This is a genomic window from Gluconobacter sp. R75690 (genome assembly GCF_015244525.1).
GTDB classification, from domain to species: Bacteria; Pseudomonadota; Alphaproteobacteria; order Acetobacterales; family Acetobacteraceae; genus Gluconobacter; species Gluconobacter potus.
In genome coordinates, this window is record NZ_JABCQB010000003.1 from 57,396 (window position 1) to 80,562 (window position 23,167).

At 62.4% G+C, this 23,167-nt stretch carries 18 protein-coding genes; 6 read left to right on the forward strand and 12 right to left on the reverse strand.

All coding sequences use genetic code 11. The features are described 5' to 3' along the window. Position 1 precedes the first annotated feature (1 nt). Positions 2-3,313, forward strand: a complete 3,312-nt coding sequence (locus HKD27_RS04300; protein WP_194688754.1) for a Hint domain-containing protein — start codon at positions 2-4, stop codon at positions 3,311-3,313. Between the two features lie 108 nt (positions 3,314-3,421). On the opposite strand, the gene HKD27_RS04305 is transcribed toward HKD27_RS04300, so the two are convergent. Together HKD27_RS04305 and ggt are read right to left on the reverse strand one after the other, a co-directional pair. After that, the gene (locus HKD27_RS04305) at positions 3,422-4,732 is read right to left on the reverse strand and encodes a lipase family protein (RefSeq protein ID WP_194688753.1); all 1,311 of its coding nucleotides are present in this window, start codon (positions 4,730-4,732) and stop codon (positions 3,422-3,424) included. Positions 4,733-4,777: 45 nt separating this feature from the next. Next, positions 4,778-6,481, reverse strand: a complete 1,704-nt coding sequence (ggt, locus tag HKD27_RS04310; protein WP_194688752.1) for a gamma-glutamyltransferase — start codon at positions 6,479-6,481, stop codon at positions 4,778-4,780. 224 nt (positions 6,482-6,705) lie between these two features. Between ggt and HKD27_RS04315 the strand changes: the two genes are divergently transcribed. From HKD27_RS04315 to HKD27_RS04325, 3 genes are all read left to right on the forward strand, one after another. Next, entirely contained in the window at positions 6,706-7,659 is a 954-nt protein-coding gene (locus HKD27_RS04315) for a LysR family transcriptional regulator (RefSeq protein WP_231748098.1), read from the forward strand. Next, positions 7,656-8,918, forward strand: a complete 1,263-nt coding sequence (locus HKD27_RS04320) for an MFS transporter (RefSeq protein ID WP_194688750.1) — start codon at positions 7,656-7,658, stop codon at positions 8,916-8,918. The genes HKD27_RS04315 and HKD27_RS04320 overlap by 4 nt, the downstream gene beginning before the upstream one ends. 176 nt (positions 8,919-9,094) lie before the next feature. Continuing rightward, positions 9,095-11,584, forward strand: coding sequence for a TonB-dependent receptor (locus tag HKD27_RS04325; RefSeq protein ID WP_194688749.1), 2,490 nt, complete (start codon positions 9,095-9,097; stop codon positions 11,582-11,584). Positions 11,585-11,626: 42 nt separating this feature from the next. Here the strand turns inward: HKD27_RS04325 and HKD27_RS04330 are convergent, their stop codons facing one another. After that, the gene (locus HKD27_RS04330) at positions 11,627-12,358 is read right to left on the reverse strand and encodes an SDR family NAD(P)-dependent oxidoreductase (RefSeq protein WP_194688748.1); all 732 of its coding nucleotides are present in this window, start codon (positions 12,356-12,358) and stop codon (positions 11,627-11,629) included. 136 nt (positions 12,359-12,494) lie between these two features. Between HKD27_RS04330 and HKD27_RS04335 the strand changes: the two genes are divergently transcribed. Continuing rightward, positions 12,495-14,183 (forward strand): SulP family inorganic anion transporter, encoded by a 1,689-nt coding sequence (locus HKD27_RS04335; RefSeq protein WP_228518337.1) that lies wholly within the window; start codon positions 12,495-12,497, stop codon positions 14,181-14,183. On the opposite strand, the gene HKD27_RS04340 is transcribed toward HKD27_RS04335, so the two are convergent. Then, a complete protein-coding gene (locus tag HKD27_RS04340) occupies positions 14,170-14,520 on the reverse strand; it encodes a zinc ribbon domain-containing protein YjdM (RefSeq protein ID WP_062497821.1) in 351 nt (116 codons plus the stop codon). The genes HKD27_RS04335 and HKD27_RS04340 overlap by 14 nt on opposite strands. A gap of 152 nt (positions 14,521-14,672) precedes the next feature. On the opposite strand from HKD27_RS04340, the gene HKD27_RS04345 reads away from it, so the two are divergent. Further along, positions 14,673-15,602 (forward strand): Dyp-type peroxidase, encoded by a 930-nt coding sequence (locus HKD27_RS04345; RefSeq protein ID WP_194688746.1) that lies wholly within the window; start codon positions 14,673-14,675, stop codon positions 15,600-15,602. Here the strand turns inward: HKD27_RS04345 and HKD27_RS04350 are convergent. The 8 genes from HKD27_RS04350 to HKD27_RS04385 form a co-directional block, all read right to left on the reverse strand. Further along, entirely contained in the window at positions 15,578-16,444 is an 867-nt protein-coding gene (locus HKD27_RS04350; RefSeq protein WP_194688745.1) for an NmrA family NAD(P)-binding protein, read from the reverse strand. The genes HKD27_RS04345 and HKD27_RS04350 overlap by 25 nt on opposite strands. A gap of 38 nt (positions 16,445-16,482) precedes the next feature. Further along, positions 16,483-17,316 carry an energy transducer TonB gene (locus HKD27_RS04355; RefSeq protein ID WP_194688744.1) on the reverse strand — a complete coding sequence of 278 codons (834 nt, stop codon included), beginning with the start codon at positions 17,314-17,316 and terminating at the stop codon, positions 16,483-16,485. Next, entirely contained in the window at positions 17,316-17,750 is a 435-nt protein-coding gene (gene exbD, locus HKD27_RS04360; RefSeq protein ID WP_041111108.1) for a TonB system transport protein ExbD, read from the reverse strand. The genes HKD27_RS04355 and exbD overlap by 1 nt, the downstream gene beginning before the upstream one ends. A gap of 6 nt (positions 17,751-17,756) precedes the next feature. Beyond that, positions 17,757-18,482: a tonB-system energizer ExbB gene (gene exbB, locus HKD27_RS04365; protein ID WP_041111110.1), complete on the reverse strand. Its 726-nt coding sequence runs from the start codon at positions 18,480-18,482 to the stop codon at positions 17,757-17,759. Between the two features lie 160 nt (positions 18,483-18,642). Continuing rightward, on the reverse strand, positions 18,643-19,218 hold the full coding sequence (locus tag HKD27_RS04370; protein ID WP_194688743.1) for a DUF4405 domain-containing protein: 576 nt from the start codon (positions 19,216-19,218) through the stop codon (positions 18,643-18,645). 58 nt (positions 19,219-19,276) lie between these two features. Next, positions 19,277-19,882, reverse strand: a complete 606-nt coding sequence (locus HKD27_RS04375) for an O-methyltransferase (RefSeq protein WP_194688742.1) — start codon at positions 19,880-19,882, stop codon at positions 19,277-19,279. A gap of 104 nt (positions 19,883-19,986) precedes the next feature. Then, positions 19,987-20,712, reverse strand: coding sequence for a tetratricopeptide repeat protein (locus HKD27_RS04380; protein ID WP_194688741.1), 726 nt, complete (start codon positions 20,710-20,712; stop codon positions 19,987-19,989). Positions 20,713-20,787: 75 nt separating this feature from the next. Further along, entirely contained in the window at positions 20,788-23,109 is a 2,322-nt protein-coding gene (locus HKD27_RS04385) for a TonB-dependent receptor (RefSeq protein WP_370544230.1), read from the reverse strand. Positions 23,110-23,167 lie beyond the last annotated feature (58 nt).

Sequence of the window (23,167 nt, forward strand, 5' to 3'; positions counted from 1 at the left end):
CATGAGTGAACAGACAGTTACATCTGGCAAGTCAGTCAATGGATCAACCGTTTCCAGTGGCGACATCCTGATCGTGTCTTCCGGCGGAAGCGCGGTTTCGACCACCGTTCTGGATGGCGGTTCGGTTGACGTTCTCGACGGAGGCATGATTTCCGCCACCTCCATTTCCGGTGCGGCCGGAACCGAGGACCAGAACCAGTCCGTCATCGTCCGCAGCGGCGGTTCCGCGGTAGATACGACCGTTTTCCATGACCAGTTCATCGTCCTGAATGGCGCGAGCGCCTCGGGCGTTGTCCTCAACGACGGCGGCATGACGGTCCAAGGTACAGGCTCGGCCACCGACGTCACCGTAAACTCGCAGGGCAACTATGCGGTCTATGTCGACGGCGGCACGATGACCAACACCGTCATCAACAATGGCGGCGGCATGGTCGAGTACAGCGACTCTGGCGACACGACCGGCAAGGGCGGCTCGTCCTACAACACGGTCGCCAACAGCGGCGGCTTCGACGTTGTGCTGAGCGGCAAGTCCGTCAACGAGACCGTCAATACCGGTGCCTACGAGCAGGTTTATGCCCATGGCGTCGCCAGCGGCACGACCCTTTCCGGCGGCAATCTGTATGACGCGGGTTCGGCGCTCGGCACCACGATCAGTGGTGGCACCCTGACCGTCGAGGCTGGTGGCGTCGCGGTCGGCACGCAGAACACCAGCGGGTGGTCGGTCGTCGACTCCGGCGGCGTGACGAGCGGGGCCGTCATCAGCGGCCGCGCCGCGTTCCAGAGCGTCGCTTCGGGCGCCGTGGATTCCGCATCCACGATCGCCAACGGCGCCAAGGAATGGCTGTCCGGCACGGCCCTCAACGACGTCGTCTCCGGCGTCGGCGAACTGCATATCGCGTCCGGCGCAACCGCCGCCAACACGACCGTCAGCACCCATGGCCATGAATATGTCAGCGCAGGCGCCGTCGCTTCCGGCACGACCCTGTCCTATCAGGCCATGGACTATGTGGACGGAACGTCGCAGGACGCCACGCTGTCCACCAACAGCCTCCAGATCGTCAACGCCGACGGCCTGGCCGACCATGCAACACTGTCCACCGGCGCGGTCCAGTACGACAACGGGATCTCGCAGAACACCGTCCTGAACGCAGGCGGCACCGAAGTCGTCGGCCAGTATGGCATGTCCTTCGACACCACCATCAACAGTGGTGGCGTCGAGAAGATCAGTTCCAGCGGCACGGGCGCCAGCGAAACCGTCAACACGGGCAGCGTGCTCGATGTCCTGTCCGACGGCAAGAGCTACAATGCCAGCGTGACCGGCGGGACGGAAACGGTCGAGGCCGGTGGCCGCAGCGTCAACACGAACCTGGTCAGCGGCAGCGAAGTCGTCAGCGCCAGCGGCCAGGCCATCAACACGGCTGTCAGCGGCGGAACGCTCCTTGATTCGGGCATTGCGGAAGGCACCACCATCACGGGTGGCTCCATGACGGTCGCAAACGGCGGCTTTGCCAGCGGCACGACCGAAACCAAGGGCAACATCACCGTCCAGTCCGGCGGCTCGACGGTCGGCACGCTGCTCAGCGGCAGTCAGGCTTACGAGACGGTTCAGGCCGGCGGCGTCGAGAACGGCGCGACCATCATCCGCGGTCAGGACACGGTCGCAGGCTCGGCCTTTGGTGACAGCGCCACCACGCTTGGCAAGATCAACGTCCTGTCCGGCGGTTACACCAGCGGCAGCACCGTCACGCGTCATGCGCATGAGACGGTCAGCGCAGGCGGCACCGCCGTCGGTACCATTCTTGACCAGCAGGGCATGGACTACGTGTATGGCGCCTCCGTCAGCGCCACGGTGAAGGGCGGAAGCCAGCAGTCCATCAGCGCAGGCGGCACGGCGAGCGAGACGACGGTCGGCAGCGGGTCCATCCAGTATGATGCGGGTCGCACCGATCACACCACGCTGCAGCAGAGCGCTTTCGAGACGGTTCTGTCCGGCGGCGTGGCCGACGAAACCACCGTTGCTTCAGGTGCCTGGCTGACGGTGGATGCCGGTGGCGAGATCGACGAGACGGTCCTTGCAGTCGGCGGTCATATCGACATCGACAGCCTGCAGTATGCCGGCGTGGCCAAGGCCGCCATCAATGGTGACACCCTCGTCGTCACGGAAGGCGATGCGAGCTACACCATCGATCTCGAAGGCGATTACTCCGACTACCATGCCGAGCTGACTAAAGACGGTGACGGCAGCACGGTTGTCACACTCGCCAAGGGCAGCGAGATCTGCTTCCTGCCGGGCACGATGATCACGACGCCTTCCGGCACCGCGGCCGTCGAAGACCTGCGCATCGGCGACGCGGTTACGGCCTGGGTCGATGGCAGCCCCGTCAGCCGCAAGGTCACCTGGGTTGGCAGCAAGCGCGTCCGTGCACAGGGTGGCGCCTCGGCTGATCTCTCCGGTCATCCGGTGCGTATCCTCAAGGATGCGATTGCCGCGAACGTGCCGAACAGGGACCTGCTGGTTACGCCGGAACACTGCCTCTTCATCGATGGCCGTTTCGTCCCGACCCGCATGCTCGTCAACGGCCGCTCGGTGTTCTACGACCGCTCCATCAGCGTCTATGACTACTTCCACATCGAGACGGAAAACCACTCCGTCATCATGGCGGACGGTATGCTGACCGAGAGCTATCTCGACACCGGCAACCGTCGCAGCTTCACCCAGCACGGTGAAGTCGCAAGCCTCGGTGGTCGTCAGAAGAGCTGGGAACAGGACGCTGCCGCAGCCCTGACCGTGGACCGCGCAACGGTGGAGCCGATGTTCCGCCAGATCGCGGACCGCGCCATCGCTGCCGGTCTGGAAAGCCATGAGGCTGCTGCCGAACTGACCCAGGATGCAGACCTGCATCTCGTGGCGGATAACGGCACGGTCATCCACCAGAGCCGTGAGGCTGCTGGCCGGGCGATCTTCATGATCCCTGCCGAAGTGAGCGCAGTCCGCGTCGTCTCCCGCACGGCCCGTCCGTCCGAGACGGTTGGACCGTTCGTTGACGACCGTCGTGAACTGGGCGTTCTGGTCGGCGATGTCGTCCTGTACGACTCCCGCGCTACGCGCTCCATCACGTCGCATCTGACGCAGGCCGATCTGGATGGCTGGCAGGTTGCTGACGACGCCACCTGCCGCTGGACGGCCGGCAATGGCCTGCTGACGCTCGGTGAGCGCGATCAGGACAGCCTTGCCCTGCTCTCCATCGAGATCCGCGCCGCCGGCCCGTATCTCGCAGACCGCGAAGTCGAGACCGCCGCGCAGTTCGCCTGATCCTTCAGGCTCCGCGGCGTTCCTTCACGGGATACCGCGGGACAGAAAAAACCCGGGAGAGGCCTCGCCTTTCCCGGGTTTTTTCATGCCTGCCGCAACAGCGCCGGATCAGTTGTTCCAGCGGACACCGGCGAGCGGCTTTTCCAGCTTGGAGATCGGCTTGATGGTCCGGCAGTTGCCGCGCGGTTTGACGCCCTTGAGCAGGCTGAGCGCGAAGGGCACGGAATCATCAGCCGAAACATTGACCGCGCCGTTATGGGTCAGGCCCGGATACTGCTTCCAGGTCACGGGCGTTCCGGCGTCGCACATCGCAGCAACCGCGTCATATTGCTGGGACACGCCGGCCTCGTCATCTGCGAGCCCCGTCCCCACGAAGACCGGCATTTTCAGATGCGCATCCGGGATGGTGAAGGCCGTATCGAAGCCCTGTTCCAGCGGTGAGCGGTCGCCGGTGAAGACGTTCTCTTCCGTCATGTCATGGGCATTGGTGTATTTGAACAGATCACCCAGGCAGGACTGGCGCGCCTGATGGGAGAGGTCTTTTCCCTTCTCCGTCATGAACTGCCGCACATCCGCCTCCGGATGCAGGCTGGTCATGGAACCTTCAACTGTCAGGATGCCGTAGGACGCCGACATGTGCGGGGATTCCGGATTGTCACGCGTGATCTGCGGGTGGGCCGTGTTCGCCGGAACATGGAACGCGATCACGACGCCCGTCGCCACCGTGCCCAGAACATGCAGGTCCGGCGCATATTGCGGGGCGAGCCAGCCGGTTCCGAGAGCGGCTCCTCCTCCCTGCGACTGCCCCACAAGGACGATCTGGTTGCGCAGCGTGCCCTTGTACTGCTGAAGCGAGGCGCGCAGCCCGTTCAGGACGCTGTAGCCTTCGGGGCGATACATCAGATACGGGTGCGGTCCCGGCGTTCCCAGCCCCTGATAGTCACTGGCGACCACAGCAAAGCCTGCGGCCAGCCAACGGTCCAGATAGGCCCGGTCCCGCGAGAAATAACCGCGCCATGACGGAGCGCAGATGTCGGCAATGCCGGTCGTGCCATGTTCCCAGGCCACGATCGGCCAGCCACCCTTCGGCGGCGTACCCTTCGGGAAGATGATCTGCCCGGAGACGGCCACCGGCGCGGGGTCGCCGACACCGCTGACGGATGTGTAAAGCGTGCGGACAGCCAGACCGGCATTGTCCGGCAGGTGCTTGCCCTGGATTTCCTCGGTGCGGATCATGTTGCCCGGCCCGGACGGAAGCTGCGCCGGCGGCTGATAGAAGGCGCTGACGCCACCATCGCCATGCGGACGGTCCGGCTCGACTACTGCGACCTGCTGTTCCGGTGCGGGGTGTGGCGTGGCGCAGGCGGCGAGCGTTCCCAGTGCGCTGGCACACAGGAAAAGACGGGCAGGAAACTTCATGAGGCTCTCCAGCGGATGGGAAGGATATCGTTAGGGGACAAAGACTTACTGGCCGAGGGCAACACCGTCGCGATGCGGATCGCCCCAGCCGGTGAGGCCGTCCGGACCAATGGTGATGGCCTGCACGGCGGCATTCATCACGGCAGGATGCGGATGATGACCCATGCTCTCAAGCACGGATTTCAGCTCCGCGGCTGACGTACCATGTTCCAGCTCTTCCGCGCGGTTCTGCGCGCCGATACGCGGCTGTTCGATGGCCGTGCGGATGTTCTGGCCCCAGGCGAGATGGCCGACCAGCGTCTGCACCACGGAATCAATGATCCGCGCGCCACCGCCAGCGCCGACGATCACTTCAGGCTGGCCATCCGCGCCAAAAACGATGGTCGGCGCCATCGTCGTGATGGGACGCTTGCCGGGGGCTGCGATATTGGCGACCGGCTGCCCGTCCACGACAGGATGCGTTGCGAAATTGGTGATCGCGTTATTGAGGACGACGCCGTCCACGACGATATCCGCCCCGAAGTTGAGATTGATGGTCGTGGTGAAAGACAGTGCATCTCCGGCCGCGTCACGGATGGAAAGATGCGTCGTGGCGGGCACCGTCAGCGCGTCGGACGCTGGAAGGCTGGCCAGACGGTTCTTCAGCACCCCCGGACGGACCTGCCCTACCGCTTCCCCCTTGGAGACCAGGGCTGCACGCGCGTCCAGATAGGCGGAGCTCAGCAGTTCATCCGTCGCAACGGGCGTGTAGTCGGGGTCGGCGGCATATTTGCGGCGGTCCGCTTCTGCCAGACGCGAGGCTTCGAGCAGAAGATGCGCGGCCTCGACGCTTCCGGGACGATACTGGCCGATCTTCAGGCGATCGAGGATCGCAAGCTGCTGGAGCACGGACAGTCCACCCGCGACCGGAGGTGCTGCGGAGCAGATGCGGCGGCCAAACGCCTCGACGCAGAGCGGCGCCCGCTCACGAACTTTATAGGATGCGAGATCCTTCGGCGTGATGTGTCCCGGATAGGGTCCTGTCGCCACGGCAGCGGAAATCTTCCGGGCGAAAGTGGGGCCGTAGAAATAGTCCGCGCCCTTTTTGGCCACCTGCGTCAGCGTCTCGGCCAGTGCGGGATTGTGCAGGATCGTGCCTTTCGGCAGCGGATGACCGTCCGCGTCGAAATAGGCTTTGAAGCTGGCTTTCTGCGCCAGTTCCGGGCGTTCCGTCAGGACGAGATGCAGATAGCCCGGCATCGCATAGCCATTGCGGGCCGTAGCAATGGCAGCCTGAAACAGGTCGGCCCAGGGAAGCTTGCCGTAACGTTTATGCAGAAGCTCCAGCGTCCGCAGCGTACCCGGAACGGCGACGACGCGCCCGCTGCGCTCCAACAGAGCGTGGGGAATGGCGTGCCCGTCCGCATCATGCGCGTAATCCTGCGGAACGATGGCAGGGGCGGCTGCCAGACCGTCATAGAACGAGAGCTTTCCGGCGCCTTTGTCCCAGTACAGGATCGTGGACCCGCCCCCCAGACCCGAGGCCTGCGGTTCGACAACGGCCAGCACCATCTGCGCCGCGATGGCGGCATCGACCGCGCTGCCGCCGCGGCGGATCACATCCATCGCGGCCTGTGAGGCCAGCGGGTTGGCAGTGGCGGCCATGGAGGTCGTGGCCGTGCTGGGCTGCGCGACCGGAGCCGGACTGACTGCCGCATGATCCGTCTGCGCACATCCGCCCAGCGCCAGTGTCTGCATCAGTCCCATCATGCCGAACACTCCGCACAGGCTGGCCCAGCGCCGGCTGAAAAGACGGTTGCGAGCCAATGGACGGGATGCAGGAAATGCTCTGGAATGCATGATGCAGCACATACTTTCATGGTCGGAACGGAAAACATCGTAACAGGATCGTTACGGCCTTCAATCGCCCCGATAAATGCTGCTATGATGGAAACATTATCAACCAGCGGTTTGCAATGAACGTTTTTCAGGCCATGACCACCTTCATGGCGGTCGTCGAGACCGGCAGCATGACCGCTGCCGGAGAACGCTGCGGCATTTCCCCCACCATGGTGGGCAATTACGTGCGCCTTCTGGAGGAACGTCTGGGCACAAGCCTGCTGCGCCGTACTACGCGCCGGCAGAGCCTCACGGCGTTCGGGGCCGTCTATTTCGAGAAATGCCAGTCCATTCTCAAACTGCTGGATGAAACCGAGCATCTGGCACAGGCCGCGCAGACCCTGCCCTCCGGCACCCTGCGGGTCACGGCTCCTGTCACTTACGGCACCCAGAGCGTCACCCCCTGTCTGGCGCGGTATCTGGCCGAAAATCCGTCCGTGGATGTTGATCTGGTGCTGACGGAACGCAGCGTGGATCTGACGCATGAGAAGTTCGACATCGCCATCCGCCTGGGCGTGCCTGAACCGTCCTCGCTCATGTGCCGCCGGCTGACGGATTACCGCATGACTCTGTGTGCGTCCCCGGAGTATCTCGACCGCCGGGAAGAGCTTCTGGTGCCCCAGCAGCTTGCGACGCATGATGCGCTGGCCTTTGCCTACACGTCGTCATCGCCCTGGCACTGGGCGCGGCATGAGTGGCATTTCGAAAGCCCCAAAGGGCGCGTGACGGTGGAAATGCGCCGGCGTGGGCTGTTCAACAGCACGCAGGCCATGCGACGCGCGGCTCTGGGCGGGCTGGGCATCGCGATGCTGCCGACCGATCTGGTGCAGGACGATCTGAAAGCCGGGACGCTTCAGGCGCTCCTGCCCGATTACACGCTGCCCTCACGGCCAATCTATCTGCTCTATCACAAGGAACGCTACAGCGCGCCGACGCTGCATTCCTTCATCCGGTTCATCATGCGCAATCTCGGGGACCGCCCGACAGGATCAGGCCAGGGCGGATCAGGACAGGGTGGAGCGGGTGCTGGTGGAGCCGGAGCATCATGAACGGGAATGGCAGGCCTTCCACGCGTTTCAGGATGACGCTGCCTGTCATTGCTTCCATTCTCGGCAACATCATAGAATATTACGATTTCGTTATTTACGCATCGTTCTCAAGCTCCATCGGGCAGACCTTCTTTCCTGCCGGACTGGCCTTTTCCCAGATCGCGCTGACCCTTGCGACTTTCGGCTTCACCCTGCTCGCACGCCCTGTCGGCGCCGTCGTGCTCGGGATCTGTACGGATCGCAGGGGCCGGACCTTCACGATGATCCTGTGCATTGCGCTCATGGCGATCGGCAGTCTGCTGATTACCTTCACGCCCGGCTATCAGAGCATCGGCATGGCTGCCCCGCTCCTGATCGTCACGGCGCGCCTGCTGCACGGGTTTTCACTGGGGGGAGAGTTTGGAAGTGCCACGTCCTTCCTGATCGAACAGGCGCCGGGCCATGAGGCACGAGCCGCAAGCTGGCAGGCCATCGGACAGATCGTCGCCTCCCTTGCCGCCGCGATCGTCACACTGGGCCTGACCCTGCTGCTGCCCGCGCAGGGTTTTGACAGCTATGGCTTCCGGATCGCAGCGGGTCTGGGCGCCCTGGCGGGGCTGCTGGCGCTGGTCCTGCGCTTCAGGCTGATCCGGACGCGCCCCTCGCCCCCCGTTGCGACAGTCACGGCCCCGTCCCCGTTCCTGAGGCGGGAGAACCTGCTACGCACGCTCGCTGTCATGGGCGCCGTCGCGCTGGGAAGCGGCATCACCTATCTGGGCATCTACATGCCCCATTATGCCCGGCTGCACTTCCATGTCGCGGCCCGGCTGGCCTATGCGTCGGCGCTCCTGACCTATGGGGGGCAACTCGTGTTCACGCCCCTGCGCTGGAAGCTGGCAGATTATTTCGACAGGACCCGCAGCATTACGCCGATGCTCCTGTCCTGCGCCCTGCTGTTCTGCCTGCCCTGGCCGATGTTCCGGCTGGTCTCGATATGGCCGGAGGGTATCCTTGTCATGCCGCTTCTGTTCAACGTCACCGGGCTGCTCTATTTCGCGGCTCTGGACGGCTTCATCGGCCTTCTGTTCCCGAACCGCCTGCGCGGGCGTGGCCTGACAATCGGCTATTCCTTCGGCGTCGTCCTGTTCGGCGGCCTCGCGCCGCTGACGAACGCGGCCCTGATGTCCTGGAGCGGTACGGAACAGGCCCCGGCGTTCTATCTGGGCCTGACCGCCCTGATCTCGGCGAGCGCGATTTTCGGGGCCAGGCGCCTGCTCTGAAGGAGGAACATTCCGGCGCGCCCATATTTCCGGACCGGAATGGACATCCCTGCTTTACGACAGACTATGAAACTATCAATTATTTCTTCGGAATGTTCTTATGATCATCTCCTTTATCTTCAGCTCCAGATTCATAACGGTATCGTAGCGTTAGTTTTTTCAGGATCCCGCCAGACATGTCTTCCACAATCCCCGCCCCGTCAGACCCCGTGCGTCCCTGCCGACTGCCCGCGTTCTCCTTTCTTGCCGGACGAGGAAAAACCATTCTGGCGGCTGCCACGATCCTCAGCAGCGCAACCGTTCTTGCAGCCAATGCCGCCTGGGCCGAAGACACCACGAAGACCAGACATGCCCGCAAGGCCGCACATCACGCCGCGCCCACCGCGACGGAATCGAAAGGTAGTCAGGAATCGATCAGCGTTCTCGGACAACGCAGCCAGGCGCCCGGTGGCGGCATGATGCGGGCGGAAACGGCAGCGCGCTCGGTCCAGTCGGTCACGCAGGCCTATATCGAGATGCAGAGCCCGACCAGCTCACCGCTCGACCTGATCAAGAACCTGCCCAGCGTCAATATTTCGACGCCAGATCCTTCCGGAAACGAAGGTGGCTCCATCAGCAGCCGCGGCCTGTATGACAATGACATCGGTTTCCTGCTCAACGGCATGCCGATCGCCAACGGGTCCTCGACGGCCGCGTCGAACTTCATCCAGAACTATATCGACAGCAACAACATCGCCTCGGAATCCATGACGCCGGGCTCGATCTCGGTCGAAGATCCGCTGACGTCCGCCGCGGCCGGTGCGCTGAGCATCACCACCCGCGCGCCATCGCAGAAATTCGGCGGTTTCATCTCCGGAAGCTACGGCTCCTTCAACACGTCACGCGAGTTCATCCGGCTGGACAGCGGCGAGATCGGCCACTCCGGCATCACGAGCTATGCCTCGTTCTCGAACATGCATTCGGACGCCTGGCGCGGTTCGGGCACCAGCGAGCGCAAGCACATGGATTTCCGGATGACCAAGAAGATCGGCGAGCGCAGCTCGATCGACCTCTTCGTGGGCTATAACCACTCGTTCTATTACCAGAACCGCTATCCGACGATGGCGAATTTCTATGCGGACAAGAACGGGCTGCCGGTCACGACCCCGATCAGCTATACCGCGACCTTCAACCCGCTCTCCCCCAGCAGCTATTACGGCGTGCATGGCTCGGACAAGGACCAGTTCTACGCGTCCCTGCCGATGAACTTCGCGCTGAACCATCTCTTCAGCGTCACCATCACACCCTATTACCAGCGCGGGGCCATCACGCTGAACAGTGCCTCGCGTCTGCAGGAAGGCCATACCTATGCGGGAACGGCACTGCAGAAGGTTGACCTGAACGGCGACGGCAAGATCAGCACGGCCACGCGCGCCGATGTCTCGACCAATTCCATGTCCATGAACCAGCAGGGCGGCGTTGTGGCCAGCCTGCACTGGCATGGCGAGAACAATGACGGCCAGATCGGCTACTGGCACGAAGAGAATTCCTATTCCCTCAAGACGCCCCTGTCGCGCATGAACCAGGTCACGGGGGCGCAGCCTTCGGACACGGATACGGCCGCCTATTACCGCACCACGAGCGGCAATATCTATTATTCGACCAACTATGTCGGCTCCTACAGCCTCAATTCCGGCTTCATGGAAGACACGCAGTTCTTCCTGAACCACAAGATGTCGCTGACGGGCGGGATCAAGGTCGTGTCCGAAACCCTGCGGGGTCAGGACTTCCTGGCCAGCACGGCAAGCAGCTCGAACCACACCTTCGTCTCCCCGATGCCGCGCATGTCCTGGTCGTGGGACTTTGCTCCGCACCATCAGGTCTACATCAATGCCGAAGGCGACTTCCGCGCGCCCTCACCCGTCAATCTGATCACCCGCTACAGCACGAGCACGGGTGCCATGACGACCTCGGGGGCCAATGCGAAGCCGCAGTATTCGATCAAGGAAGAGCTGGGATACCGCTATACGGGTGACATCTTCCTGGCGGATGTCAGCGTCTACAACTTCAACGTCACCAACCGCCTGCTGTCGCTCAACACGTACAGCAATGACGTGCCGGTCAGCGAGACGCTCAATACGGGTGGCGAGACAATCCGCGGCGTGGACCTGATGCTGTCCACCAAGCCGCTGTTCCATCGCTTCCGGCCGTATCTGTCGTTCGAATACCTGCACGCCACGATGGACAACAATCTGCCGATTGCAGCCGATAACGGGTCGATCGACTATCTGAAGACGCGCGGCAAGACGCCGATCATGACGCCGAAATTCATGGGCAGCATCGGCCTGACCTATACGGAAGGTCCGTTCTTCCTGAATGCCAGCATCCGTTACACGGACAAGCAGTATTCGACGTTCATGAACGACCAGACAATGCCGTCCTACTTCTCGGACTCGCTGGCGCTCGGCTACCACCTGCCGAAGTTCTTCATCGCGCAGTCGCCGGTCTTCAAGCTGAACTTCACCAACCTGACCGGCCAGTACAAGCTGGGTGGCGTCTATTATTTCGCGGAAAATGCGAAGGCCACGACGGGTGTGTATGGCAACAAGATCTCGGCGGATTCCGCGCCATCCTATTACATCCAGCCGCCCTTCTCGATGATGGGCTCGCTCTCCACCAGCTTCTGAAGCAACGACGGCTCCCTCATATCGAGGGAGCCGTTTTCGGTCTCAGGCGACGAGACCGCCATCCACCAGGATGGAGGCACCCGTGATGTAGGACGCATCCGGGCTGGCGAGGAACGACACGGTGCGGGCAATGTCATTAACCTTGCCGTAGGATTCCGTGGCCGTGAACTTGCGGATGACGGCAGCGGCCGCGCCATCCTCGGGGTTGAGGTCCGTTGCGATCGGGCCGGGCTCGACGACATTGGCCGTGATGCCCTGCGGGCCGAGATCCCGTGCCACACCCTTCGTAAAGCCGATCAGACCGGCCTTCGTCGCCGCATAGAGCGAGATGCCCGGGAATGGCGCACGCTCACCGAAGGCGGAGCCGATATAGATCAGGCGACCACCCGTCTTCATGTATTTCAGGGCCTCAACCGTCTCGACCATCGCAGCGCGCAGGTTGAGGTTCAAAACATCCTCGATCTGCGTGACGGTCATCTGGGCGATCGGGCCGTAGGGGTAGATGCCCGCGTTGCACACGAGGGCATCCAGACGTCCAAAAGCTTCATGCGTCTTCGTGATGGCTGCGATATTGCCGTCCGTGCTGCCGCCATCGGCCTGAACGGCGACGGCTTTGCGGCCCAGTGCCTCGATGTCCGAAACAACTTTCTGCGCAGCTTTTTCATTGCGGGCGTAAGTGATGGCGATATCGAAGCCATCCTGCGCCAGCTTCAGCGCGATGGCCGCACCGATACCGCGTGATCCACCGGTAATGAGCGCTACTCTCTGGGTCATGATCCTGTTCCTTCTGACTGCGCTGACGAAAGATCCGTCTTTGAGCTGCCAGATCATGAGGCATTTTCGGGCCGGACCCAACCACCCCCCTGACATTGTGAAGACATCCGGCGATCAAAGGCCTAGAACACAAATCATGTCGGAACAGCAGAACCCCACCGGAACCCGTCGCGGATGGACGGATATTGTCGCAGGTCTTTCCCTTGCCTCGGTGAATATTCCGCAGGTTCTGGGCTATACGCGCATCGCGGCCATGCCAGCGGTCACGGGGCTTTATACGGTCCTGCTGCCACTTGTGGCCTTTGCAGCGTTCGGTTCGTCCCGGCATCTGGTCGTGGCTGCCGATTCCGCGACGGCTGCCATTTTCTCAAGCGCGATCGGCAAGATGGCGCGCCCTGAAAGCGCGCATTACATCGCGCTCGTCAGCATGACCGCACTCCTCTGCGCGGCACTTCTGCTGGTGGCGCGGGTTTTCCGGCTGGGGTTTCTGGCGGATTTCCTGTCCCGCACCGTGCTGACGGGATTTCTGGCTGGTGTGGGCGTGCAGGTCTGCATCGCAATGCTGCATGACATGCTGGGTGTGTCGGTCAGTGCGCATAATCCGCTGGTGCAGGCCTATGAGACCTTTCGCCAGATCCCGCATGGGAGCCTCATGGTCGCGGGGCTGTCGGCGGTGACGGTTGGCATTCTCATGACCGGGCAGCGCCTTGCGCCGCATCTTCCCGCCGGCCTCTGCGTGGTCATCGGCAGCATCGCGCTGAGCATGGGGCTGAACCTGCCCCATCACGGCGTTCCCACCCTTGGGCATGTCGCGGGTGGGTTGCCGCATTTCAGCCTGCCGGACGTTTCATGGAACGAACTACTGGCCCTGCTGCCCGTCGCGGGTTCCTGCGTATTCGTCATCATCGCGCAGAGCGCGGCCACGTCACGGGTCTTCGGGGAGCGGTTTCATGAAACCGTTGATGAGGACCGCGATCTGCTGGGTCTGTCGGCGGCCAATGTTGCGGCAGGACTGAGCGGAACCTTCACCGTCAATGGCAGCCCGACCCAGACGGCCATGGCCGTGCGGTCCGGTGCCCGCACGCAGTTGGCGCAGGTCACCTTCGCCTGCGTGACGCTCATGGTGCTGCTGTTCCTCACGCGCCCGCTCGAAGCCCTGCCCCGCTGCGTTCTGGCGGGGATCGTCTTTACAGTCGCGGTCGGCATGATTGATCTGAAGAGCCTGCGCGCGATCCGGCAGGAAAGCCCGGGCGAATTCTGGCTGGCCGTCTCGACAGCCGCCGTCGTGGTGGGGGTTGGCGTCGAGGAAGGCATTTTCCTTGCCATCGCCCTCTCGCTGTTCCGGCATGTCCGGCACAGCTACGAGCCGCATACGATGGTGCTGCAACAATCCCCGACCGCCGGCGTTCTGGAAGCCCTGCCCGCAAAGGATGGGCTGGAAAGCGCGCCGGGGCTGATCGTTTTCCGTTTCTGCGCGGATCTGTTCTACGCCAATTCGACGCGCTTTCGGCAGGATCTGCTGGATCTGGTGGAGCATGCGCCCCATCCCGTCCGCTGTGTCGTGCTGGATGCGAGCCCCGTCACCGACATCGATTATTCCGCCGCCGCCGACCTGCGGGACCTGATCACGCAACTGCACCAGCGCGGTATTGCGCTGCTCTTCGGGCGGGTGAGCGTCTATCTACGCGCCGATATGGACCGGCACCACATCACCCCCGCTCTTGGGGACGGCAATATCTACGCCGAACTGCATACGGCGCTGAAAGCCGCCCACCAGATCCTTGGGGACATTGCTGTGCCCCCGTCGCCCGTCAGGCCTTCCTGACGAATTCGGACTTGAGGTTCATCGCGCCGATCCCGGGGATCTTGCAGGCGATGTCATGGCCGTCGCCACCGTCCGAAAGGCGGATGTTCTTCACCTTGGTGCCGCCCTTGACGACCATGGACGAGCCCTTGATCTTCAGATCCTTGATGACCGTCACGCTGTCGCCATCCGCCAGGACATTGCCATTGGCATCGCGGATTTCAGCAGAAGCCTCGCCGCTTTGCGCTGCCGTCTCGGCCGGGTTCCACTCATGCGCACATTCCGGGCACATCCACAGCGCACCATCCGGATAAACGTGTTCGCACCCGCAGACCGGGCATTTCAGATTACTGTCCATGATGACCTTTTTCCGTTTGTGGCCGGACACTACTGCACGCAGTCCGTATTTCAAAACGGAGCTCACCCGTTTTCGTAATCTGTTCGTTCGACATGGAGCGCGCTATCAACGGGGCAGACATATATTGCCACGCTGATGGAAAGACTGTTCCGATGTCCGACACCACGCCCCAGCCCGTTGCCGCGCCCCTGACCCGGGCTGCCATTTTCCTGATCCTGAACATCAATCCCGGCATGGACGCGGAAAAGACCATCCGCAGCCTGTGCGCGGACCTCTCAGGCCTGCGCCGTACGGTCGGTTTCCGGGACCTGAACGGACAGCTTTCCTGCGTTCTCGGCTTTGGTTCTGCTGCCTGGGACCGTCTCTTCCCCGGCCCACGTCCGAAGGAACTGCATCCGTTTCAGGAAATCAAAGGCGTCCATCACGCCGTCTCCACGCCCGGGGACATGCTCTTTCACATCCGCGCCACGCGCATGGATATGTGTTTCGAGATGGCCAAGCTGGTCATGGATCGCCTGCGCAGCGTGTGCACGGTCGTCGATGAAGTTCACGGCTTCAAGTATTTCGATGACCGGGACCTGATTGGCTTCGTGGACGGCACGGAAAACCCGGAAAACGCAGCAGCATGCGAAGCCGCGATCATCGGCGATGAAGATCCGGCTTTCAAAGGCGGCAGCTACGTCATCACCCAGAAATACTTCCACGATCTCGATGCCTGGAACACCCTGCCGATCGAGATGCAGGAAAAGATCATCGGCCGCAGAAAGCTCTCCAATGTCGAGCTTGATGACAAAACAAAGCCCGCTTACGCCCATAACGCGCTGAACGTCGTGACGCGCAATGGCAAGCAGGTCGATATCCTGCGGGACAACATGCCGTTCGGTGAAGCCGGCAAGGGTGAGTTCGGCACCTATTTCATCGGCTATGCCCGCTCCCCGTCCGTGACCGAGGAAATGCTGCACAATATGTTCGTCGGCAAGCCGGAAGGGAATTACGACCGCCTGCTGGATTACAGCCGTCCCGTCACGGGCACGCTGTTCTTCGTCCCGTCAGCCGATTATCTGGACGATATCGACGCCTGATCGCGCAGGCAGGTCTGGAGATCCGTCGCACCCCGCAAGGGCGTGCGCGGACGGTCATACAGCCCGTCCACGAAAATCCCCGTCATGGTGGCATAGGACTGTGCGGCTTCGGGGCAGAAGCCGTGACTGCGATAGAACTTCAGCCATTGCGAACGCGGGATTTCGTCCACCGTCACAGCCTGGCCCAGCACGGCGCCGAGTACGGTCGCGACATCTTCCGGAGTATAGGTTTCGGGGCCTTCGATGCTGTAGGTACCCGTCTCTTCCACTGGGGCGACCAGAAGACGGGCCGCCAGTTCGCCCACATCCTGCGGCGCGACCATCGGGGCTTTGAAATCCTTTGGCAGCAGGCTGGGAAATACCCCTGACTGCCGCGCAGTGGACAGGGCGCCGTACCAGTTGCTCATGAAATACGCCGCCCTCACGACACAGAACGGTACTCCTGTTTCCCGTGCGCCCTGCTCGAAAGTGTACAGACTCCCCAGATCCCCGCAATGCGGGTTGTCCTGCGCGCCATAGGTTGACTGCACGACGATCTTTTCCAGAGACGCTCCCCGGACGGCTTCGATGATGGAATGAACCGTGCGGCGTTCTTCGTGGTCCACATCCAGCGTTGGGCTGGCAGGCGGGTTCAGCAGAAATGCGCGCCGGGCTTTGCAAAAAGCTGCCGTCAGGGCCGCCGTGTCGTGAACATCGAGCACGGCCACGCTGGCCCCACAGGCAGACCACTCAGAGTCCTGTTCCGAACGATGCAGAACAACCGTAACCGGCCGCCCCTGTTCCAGAAGACGCCTGGCGACCGTGCCGCCCACATGTCCTGAGGCGCCGAGAACGATATCCATGTCATTTCCCCCTGCACGCTGTTTAGGGGGAAAGCGGATCAGTGTTCCAGATAGAACTCGATGGGAACCGTCAGGGACAGCGGATCGCCCTGTACGCTGTCGGGCGGAATGGGCAGCGGTTCGGCACGGTGGATCAGGGCCAGCGTCTCCGCGTCCAGCAGGTCATGCCCCGCGCTGCGCTTGAGGCTGGCGCTCAGGACATGGCCTTTGCGGTCCATGACGAAATGCAGCAGGGACGTTCCTTCCTGATGCGTGGACTGGGCTTCCTGCGGATAGCGCTTGAACCGTTCCAGACGCGCCAGAAGCTCCCCCTGCCAGGTGACGGGATCATGAGATGCATGGCTGGACGTGCTGACCAAAGCGGCGCTCGGGCTGGTCGTGGGCGGGGCTTCCACAGTGCGCGGGGCCGTTGTCTTTTCCGCAGGCGGCGCTTTGACCGGAACGGGTGGGAGCGGCTTGTGCACACTCGGCTTGTGCGGCCTGATCTTTTCCGGCTTGGGCACCGGGACCGGCGGGTTGGGCGCGGGGCTTGGTGGGGCTTCAACCTTGGGAGGATCTTCCGGCTGCGGCTCCGTCGAGGCCACTGCCTGCTGCGGACCGGGATCGACATCCTGCTGCGGGGCCGGAACCGGCGCGGGGACAGGCGCAAGATCGATGCTGATCGCAGCCGGAGGCGGCTCTGCCGCCAGAATGGGCTGGGGATGGGCGGACGTCACTGCCCAGAACAGGACAGCTCCCGTGAGGATGACAACACCCAACGCGGAGCCGCCCCAGAGCCATGCGCTCCGGCGGTCTTCCAGACGGCATGTTGCGGCGTACCATTCCCGAAAACTCGGCAGCGTCCCTTGCGTGAAGATCAGCCCGTCCGACATCAGGGCGTTGTTCCGGTCGTCTGGCCTTGTAGAGTCACAAGGGCCACCTTGAGATAGCCCGCGCTTCGCAGATGATCCATGACGTCCATGAGCGTGCCGTAATCCACGGTTTTGTCGGCACGCAGAAAGATGCGTTCGTCGCGATTGCCCTTGGTCGCGGCGGCGAGTGCTTCCGTCAGTTGGGCCGCGGGCACGTCATTTTCGCCGAGCGCCAGATTGTGATCCGCCTTGACGGTCAGGAACACGGGTTCGTCCGGCCGGGGTGCCGTCTGCTGCGTGGAGGACGGAAGATCGACGGGGACGTTGACGGTCGTGAGCGGTGCCGTGACCATGAAAATCACGAGCAGCACCAGCATGACATCAATGAACGGCGTGACGTTGATTTCGTGCGCTTCAAGCACGGTTTCGTCCGCGTGGCGGATCCGGATGGCCATGGAAGCTTACTCTGCCGCAGCCAGCGTATCGCGCCCGAAGCGCAGCACCTTGCCGCCGCTGATCCCGCGCGCCAGATCCCGCGAGACGAGGCGCATCACGAGCGACGTCAGATCCGCGACACAGGCGCGGCAGGCTGCCGTCTGGCGGGCGAGATGGTTGTAAATGACCACGGCGGGAATGGCGGCGACGAGGCCGAGTGCGGTTGCCAGAAGCGCTTCGGCAATGCCCGGCGCTACGACCGCGAGGCTGGTGGCATGGGCGGCCGCAATGCCCGTGAAGGACGACATGATGCCCCAGACCGTGCCGAACAGCCCGACAAACGGAGACGTCGCACCGATGGTCGCCAGCACGCCCGTCCCCCGCATCAGGCGGCGGCCTTCAGCAGCTTCCAGCCGTTCAAGATGCAACACGATCCGCTCCTTGATGCCCTCGCGGTCGCCCGGAATGTCCTGCGAGCGCTGGCGCTCCACTTCGGCGGCCATGACCATGGCATGTGCGATGCCGGAGCCCGATCCGGTGCGCGTCCATTCCTCGCCGATATCCAGCGTCTCGGCGTCTTCGAGCGTGATTTCCGACTTCTTCAGGCGCGAGCGCAGGCGCTGCAGTTCGATGGTTTTGGCAATGAAGATCGTCCAGGTCACGAGCGAAGCCATCGCAAGGATTGTCATGACGCCCCGCACGACCGGGCCGGCGTCGAGAAACATCTGCCAGGGGGAAAAGCTAAGGGACATCACGGCACCTGTTGGAACTGCGGGAATACTGAATCGACGATAATGAGAGTCATTCTCACTATCAAGGATGATTCGCATCCTCTTGCATGTCGTTTCGTGTCCAAGGGCCGGATTTCAGGCGGATATGAAAAAGCCCCGGTCTGACCGGGGCTTTTGTGTCTCAGTCCTGATGCTGTTCAGGGTGCTGGTGATGGCCCCCATGGCCTGATCCGTCTCCCGGACCGCCATGGTCATGCGGGCGCTGAAGGACTGCGACTACCGTATCATTGACGGGATGTCCGGACGCTTTTGCGATATCGTCGAGCGTCTGATCCGCCGAGCTGACCGTATAGCCCTGTGCCTGAAGACGGTGCACGAGAGCATCCGCATCCGTATGGACCAGAGGCGCCAGCAGCGTGAGCGGCGCGTGTTCCAGAACCGGGAGTGCCATGAACGCGGTCTGCCGGTTACCCGCATGACCGCTGGGCGCCTGGAAGAAGAACGGGATGCAGGCCGCAAACGCGATGATCAGCGGCACATACAGCGTCTTGCGACGGGCGTAATTGACCAGCGACGTCCAGTTCTTCACCAGATGAAGGATGAAGGGTGCGAGAAGCACCATGCTCAGCCACTCATGGATGGGATGAAACGCCGTTGGTCCCCAGTGAAAGAACAGCGCCACGCCCGTGACGCCGGAGACAATGAAGAACCCGGTCGTCAGTGGGGTTCCGTATCGGTTCATGAATGTCTTGAACATGTTGCTTTCTTGTGCCGGCACAGCGCCGGACGCAGGTTGAGGTAAGAAAAAGAGGGATTTAAGCGGGGAGATACCGGCTGACTTCGAGCCCTGTCCCCACGGGCAGCGGCACGCTCAGCATGTGCGGGATTGCGCGGACGGCCTGCTGGTATTTGAGCGCGTCTTCGCCACCGGGAACGCGCATGTTGTCCGCAACGATAATGGCACCCGGGTTGAGTTTCGGCAGGACGGCCTCAAGGCAGGGCACATAGAGGTCCTTCCACAGATCCATCAGGACGAAGTCGATGCCGTCGTCCATCTGGCCGATCAGCTCCAGCGCATCGCCATGGCGGAAATCGACATAACCGGCCAGCCCGGCCCGCTCCGCCATGTCGCGGGCAAAGGCGATCTTGTGCGGCTCCAGTTCGATCGTCACGAGCCGCCCGCCCGCAGTCCGCGCCGCCTCCGCCAGCCAGATTGTGGAATAGCCGTAGGACGTTCCCAGTTCGAGAATGGTCGGCTTTTCCAGCACCCGCGCGAGAATGCTGATGAGTTGACCGGTCCGGCGACCCACAGCCAGAAACCGTTCGGAATTGGGACGATGGATCCCGGCGTTACGCTCTTCGCGCTCGGCCTGAATCCGCTCGTGATAAAGCTCCAGAACCTGTGCGACACGATCATCCATGCAACGCGATCCTTCCCTGGGAACCATATCCTGTCATGGTTTCAGGCGCTGTCACCTCACCATTCTGTATGAAAAACGCACGGTCTGTAATGCGATGTTTCAGCTCAGGCCGCATGGGAAACACCCCTCGCCGCCTGCGCCTCCAGCAGCGCCAGGCAGCGGATCATGACAGCCTGGAACACCCGCTCCCGCGCATGGGGGCGGATCAGGGCCAGCACGGCGTCGGGCACGCCGACGATCGCGCAATCCAGCGCTTTTTCAAGCCCCAGCGCTGCCTCGGACCAGGCGCCCCGCTCCAGAGCAAGACGCGCCAGATTGAGCCAGGCCCAGCAGTCCCCGCCCTCGGCCGCGGCCTGATAGAACTGATGGGCCGTGTCCGGATCAGGCTCCCCCGCCGGGACGGAGCCATCCTCGTGCATGATCCCCAGCATGTTCAGGGCCTTGGCGTTACCGGTCCGGGCGGCATCCACATAGAGCCGGTAAGCCCGCTGCGTATTCTTTGGCACCCCGTCCCCGGCCAGAAACAGATCGGCCAGATTGAACATGGCCCAGCCGTCTCCGCCCTCGATCGCGGTTTCAAAGCATCGCGCCGCCATGGCCGGGTTGCGCTTCACGCCCCAGCCGCGCTCGTAAGCACGGCCGAGCATGTTCAGCGCTACGGGATGTCCGCTGCGGGCGGCGATCCCGAAACAGGAAAAGGCGTCTTCCCGACGCCCAGCATCCAGATGGGTCTGCGCCAGAATCAGCTGTGCCTTCACCTGTTCGGAAACAGGCAAAGGCGCAGGCCGGGAAATCCCGTTATCCTGATGCGCTCCTGATACTGATGACATCGCGTTCCTTTCTGGTCCGGTCTTTCACGCGGGGTGAAAAACCGGGGGTTTTGCAGGACAGGGGAATGGTCCGGATCAGAAACCGATGCCGAAATTGCCCATGAAGGTCCGGCCGGACTGCGGCACGGCACGGCCCGTACTGAAGGCCGAGGCATAGTTCAGGTGATCGGACAGGTTGTTGGCGTTGAACTGCACATGATACCGGCCGTACTGGTAGGAAATCATGGTGTTCAGCGAGAAGTTATACGGCATGCGGGCCGTGTTCGCCTCGTTCGCCCAGTAGCCGGAGCTGTACTGCGCGCCACCACCGACACTCAGCTTGCCCTGACCCGGCTTGAGCAGCACCGGCGACAGATCATAGGACGTCCAGACCGAAAAGTTGTTGTGCGGGAGCTGCGGGGCCTGCTTGCCATCCGTCGTGGTGGAATTCGTTACCTTGCCGCCCATGTAGGAATACGCGGCATAGATTTCCCATTCCTTCGTGATCTTGCCCGTCAGGCTCAGTTCCGCACCGCGGATCTCACGGCCGGTTCCCGCATCCTGGAAGCCGGTGATGATATTGCCGCTCTCGTCATAGGTGTACGAGTTGTTCTGCTCGATCTGATACAGCGCCGCCGTCATGCCCAAATGCTTGTTGAGGAAGTCCATCTTGGTGCCGACTTCAAACAGGTCGCTGCGCTGCGGTTTGAGGTTGGTGCCGTTGACCGGGACGTCTCCAACACTCGCCTGGTTGGTGATTTCAGACGACGCATCCGTCCCGACCGGCTTGTAGGAGCGGGAGAACGTGAAATAGACGGTCTTGTTGTCGTCCACGTCATACATCAGGCTCGCGGACGGGCTGAACTTGTTGGACGACTGGGACTGCACGCCCGAGGAGGCTGCTGCCGCACTCCAGTATGTGCTCTCGAAGCTGTCCCAGCGCAACGTTCCGAACAGGGACAGACGCTTGGTGATATGGATCTTGTCTGCCAGGAAGAGACCCAGGTCTCGGAAATCCGCCGTCCGGTGCCCGCTGGAGGGCCAGGTGATATAGGTGCCTGGCGAAGAATAGGACGGGTTGCGGATCGTCTGGTCGTTCACCCGGTTCACATACGTGCCCATGATCCGGTCGTCCTTGGTGTAGTTGATGTCCACACCCGCGCTGATGTCGTGATGCAGGAAGCCCGTGTTGAACTTCGCCCGCGCCATCATGACGTTCTGGATGCCCCAGCCATCCTGCTGATAGGCCACGCCACCGCCGGCGCCGTAAGGCAGCGTCGGGTTGCCGCCTGACAGGAACGACGTGACACAGGTTCCGGTACAGGCATTCGGGGTCGTTGCGGAATAGTCGCGATGGTAGTGCGTAAAGCGCGTATCGTTGTTGAACGTCAGCCAGCGCGCGATTTCCGACGAGAACTTCGACGTCACCATGTGGATGTTCGAATTATCCATGTTGAAGCTGCGCGCATAGCTCGTATCACGGGCCAGTCCATGGCTTGTGATCGGGGAATAGATGCCGCCGATCTGGATCATCGGAACACCGTAATCCGGCGTGCCACGGCTGCCGAGCCACTGGTAATTCAGGTGATAGGTCGTTTTCGTCCCCAGACCGAAACCAAGATCCGCCGCCACGCCATAACGGTCCGTGCGGATATTGTCGCGGTCGGCCACGTCCTGCTTGTTATACATGCCGTTCACGCGCAGGGCGGTATGCTTGCCAAGCTGGTAGTTCACATCCGCCGTGCCGCGGTACTGCATGCCGCTGGCGAAGGTCTGGTCCAGATCGTAATGATTGCCCAGATGCGCCTTCTTGAGCGTCTGGTTGATCACACCACCCACATTGCCCGCGCCGAAATACTCGCCGCTCGGCCCCTTGATGACCTCGACGCTCTCGGTATTGAATGTGTCACGCACATAGGTTCCGAAGTCCCGCAGGCCATCTTCATAGATGTCGCCACGCGCCTGCTGGCCGCGGATGCGGAACTGATCGCCATTCAGGCCGCCATTGCCCTCGCCCGTGGACATGGTGATGCCCGGAACATTGGCGAGCGCCTGGTCCAGCGTGAACAGGCGCTGCTGGATGATCAGATCTTTCGGCACGACACTGATGGTCTGTGGCGTATCACGAACCGTGCCCGGCATCCGGCCGATATCGAGAGACGTGTTGTTCGTATTGCTGCTGTCAGCGTCCACCTGCCCGTGAACGCGCACGGCGGACAGGTTGATCGTGCTGTCGGTCGCGGTCGTGCCCGTATCGCTTCCGTCCTGTGCCTCGGCGTCCCCGGTTTCTGCGACACCCAGTCCTGCGCCGAGCGCCAGCATGACGAGGGCCGACCATTTCTGGCCCGAACCGTCGCGGGATGACCTGAAAGATGCGCCCGATGGCGATGGGATCGAAAAATCGTTTTCTGAAGGCATGCAGCACCTGAACTCTGGAAACTTCACAGATCTTCCGACGGGTTCCGCCTGATCCGGA

Coding starts and splice junctions, on each gene's coding strand:
- ggt (WP_194688752.1), bottom strand. CDS start 6,481: ATGATGGGACTGATGCAGACACTGGCGCTGGGCGGATGTGCGCAGACG.
- HKD27_RS04345 (WP_194688746.1), top strand. CDS start 14,673: ATGTCCGACACCACGCCCCAGCCCGTTGCCGCGCCCCTGACCCGGGCT.
- HKD27_RS04300 (WP_194688754.1), top strand. CDS start 2: ATGAGTGAACAGACAGTTACATCTGGCAAGTCAGTCAATGGATCAACC.
- HKD27_RS04380 (WP_194688741.1), bottom strand. CDS start 20,712: ATGTCATCAGTATCAGGAGCGCATCAGGATAACGGGATTTCCCGGCCT.
- HKD27_RS04340 (WP_062497821.1), bottom strand. CDS start 14,520: ATGGACAGTAATCTGAAATGCCCGGTCTGCGGGTGCGAACACGTTTAT.
- HKD27_RS04370 (WP_194688743.1), bottom strand. CDS start 19,218: ATGTTCAAGACATTCATGAACCGATACGGAACCCCACTGACGACCGGG.
- HKD27_RS04320 (WP_194688750.1), top strand. CDS start 7,656: ATGAACGGGAATGGCAGGCCTTCCACGCGTTTCAGGATGACGCTGCCT.
- exbB (WP_041111110.1), bottom strand. CDS start 18,482: ATGTCCCTTAGCTTTTCCCCCTGGCAGATGTTTCTCGACGCCGGCCCG.
- exbD (WP_041111108.1), bottom strand. CDS start 17,750: ATGGCCATCCGGATCCGCCACGCGGACGAAACCGTGCTTGAAGCGCAC.
- HKD27_RS04330 (WP_194688748.1), bottom strand. CDS start 12,358: ATGACCCAGAGAGTAGCGCTCATTACCGGTGGATCACGCGGTATCGGT.
- HKD27_RS04385 (WP_370544230.1), bottom strand. CDS start 23,109: ATGCCTTCAGAAAACGATTTTTCGATCCCATCGCCATCGGGCGCATCT.
- HKD27_RS04355 (WP_194688744.1), bottom strand. CDS start 17,316: ATGTCGGACGGGCTGATCTTCACGCAAGGGACGCTGCCGAGTTTTCGG.
- HKD27_RS04305 (WP_194688753.1), bottom strand. CDS start 4,732: ATGAAGTTTCCTGCCCGTCTTTTCCTGTGTGCCAGCGCACTGGGAACG.
- HKD27_RS04375 (WP_194688742.1), bottom strand. CDS start 19,882: ATGGATGATCGTGTCGCACAGGTTCTGGAGCTTTATCACGAGCGGATT.
- HKD27_RS04325 (WP_194688749.1), top strand. CDS start 9,095: ATGTCTTCCACAATCCCCGCCCCGTCAGACCCCGTGCGTCCCTGCCGA.
- HKD27_RS04315 (WP_231748098.1), top strand. CDS start 6,706: ATGACCACCTTCATGGCGGTCGTCGAGACCGGCAGCATGACCGCTGCC.
- HKD27_RS04335 (WP_228518337.1), top strand. CDS start 12,495: ATGTCGGAACAGCAGAACCCCACCGGAACCCGTCGCGGATGGACGGAT.
- HKD27_RS04350 (WP_194688745.1), bottom strand. CDS start 16,444: ATGGATATCGTTCTCGGCGCCTCAGGACATGTGGGCGGCACGGTCGCC.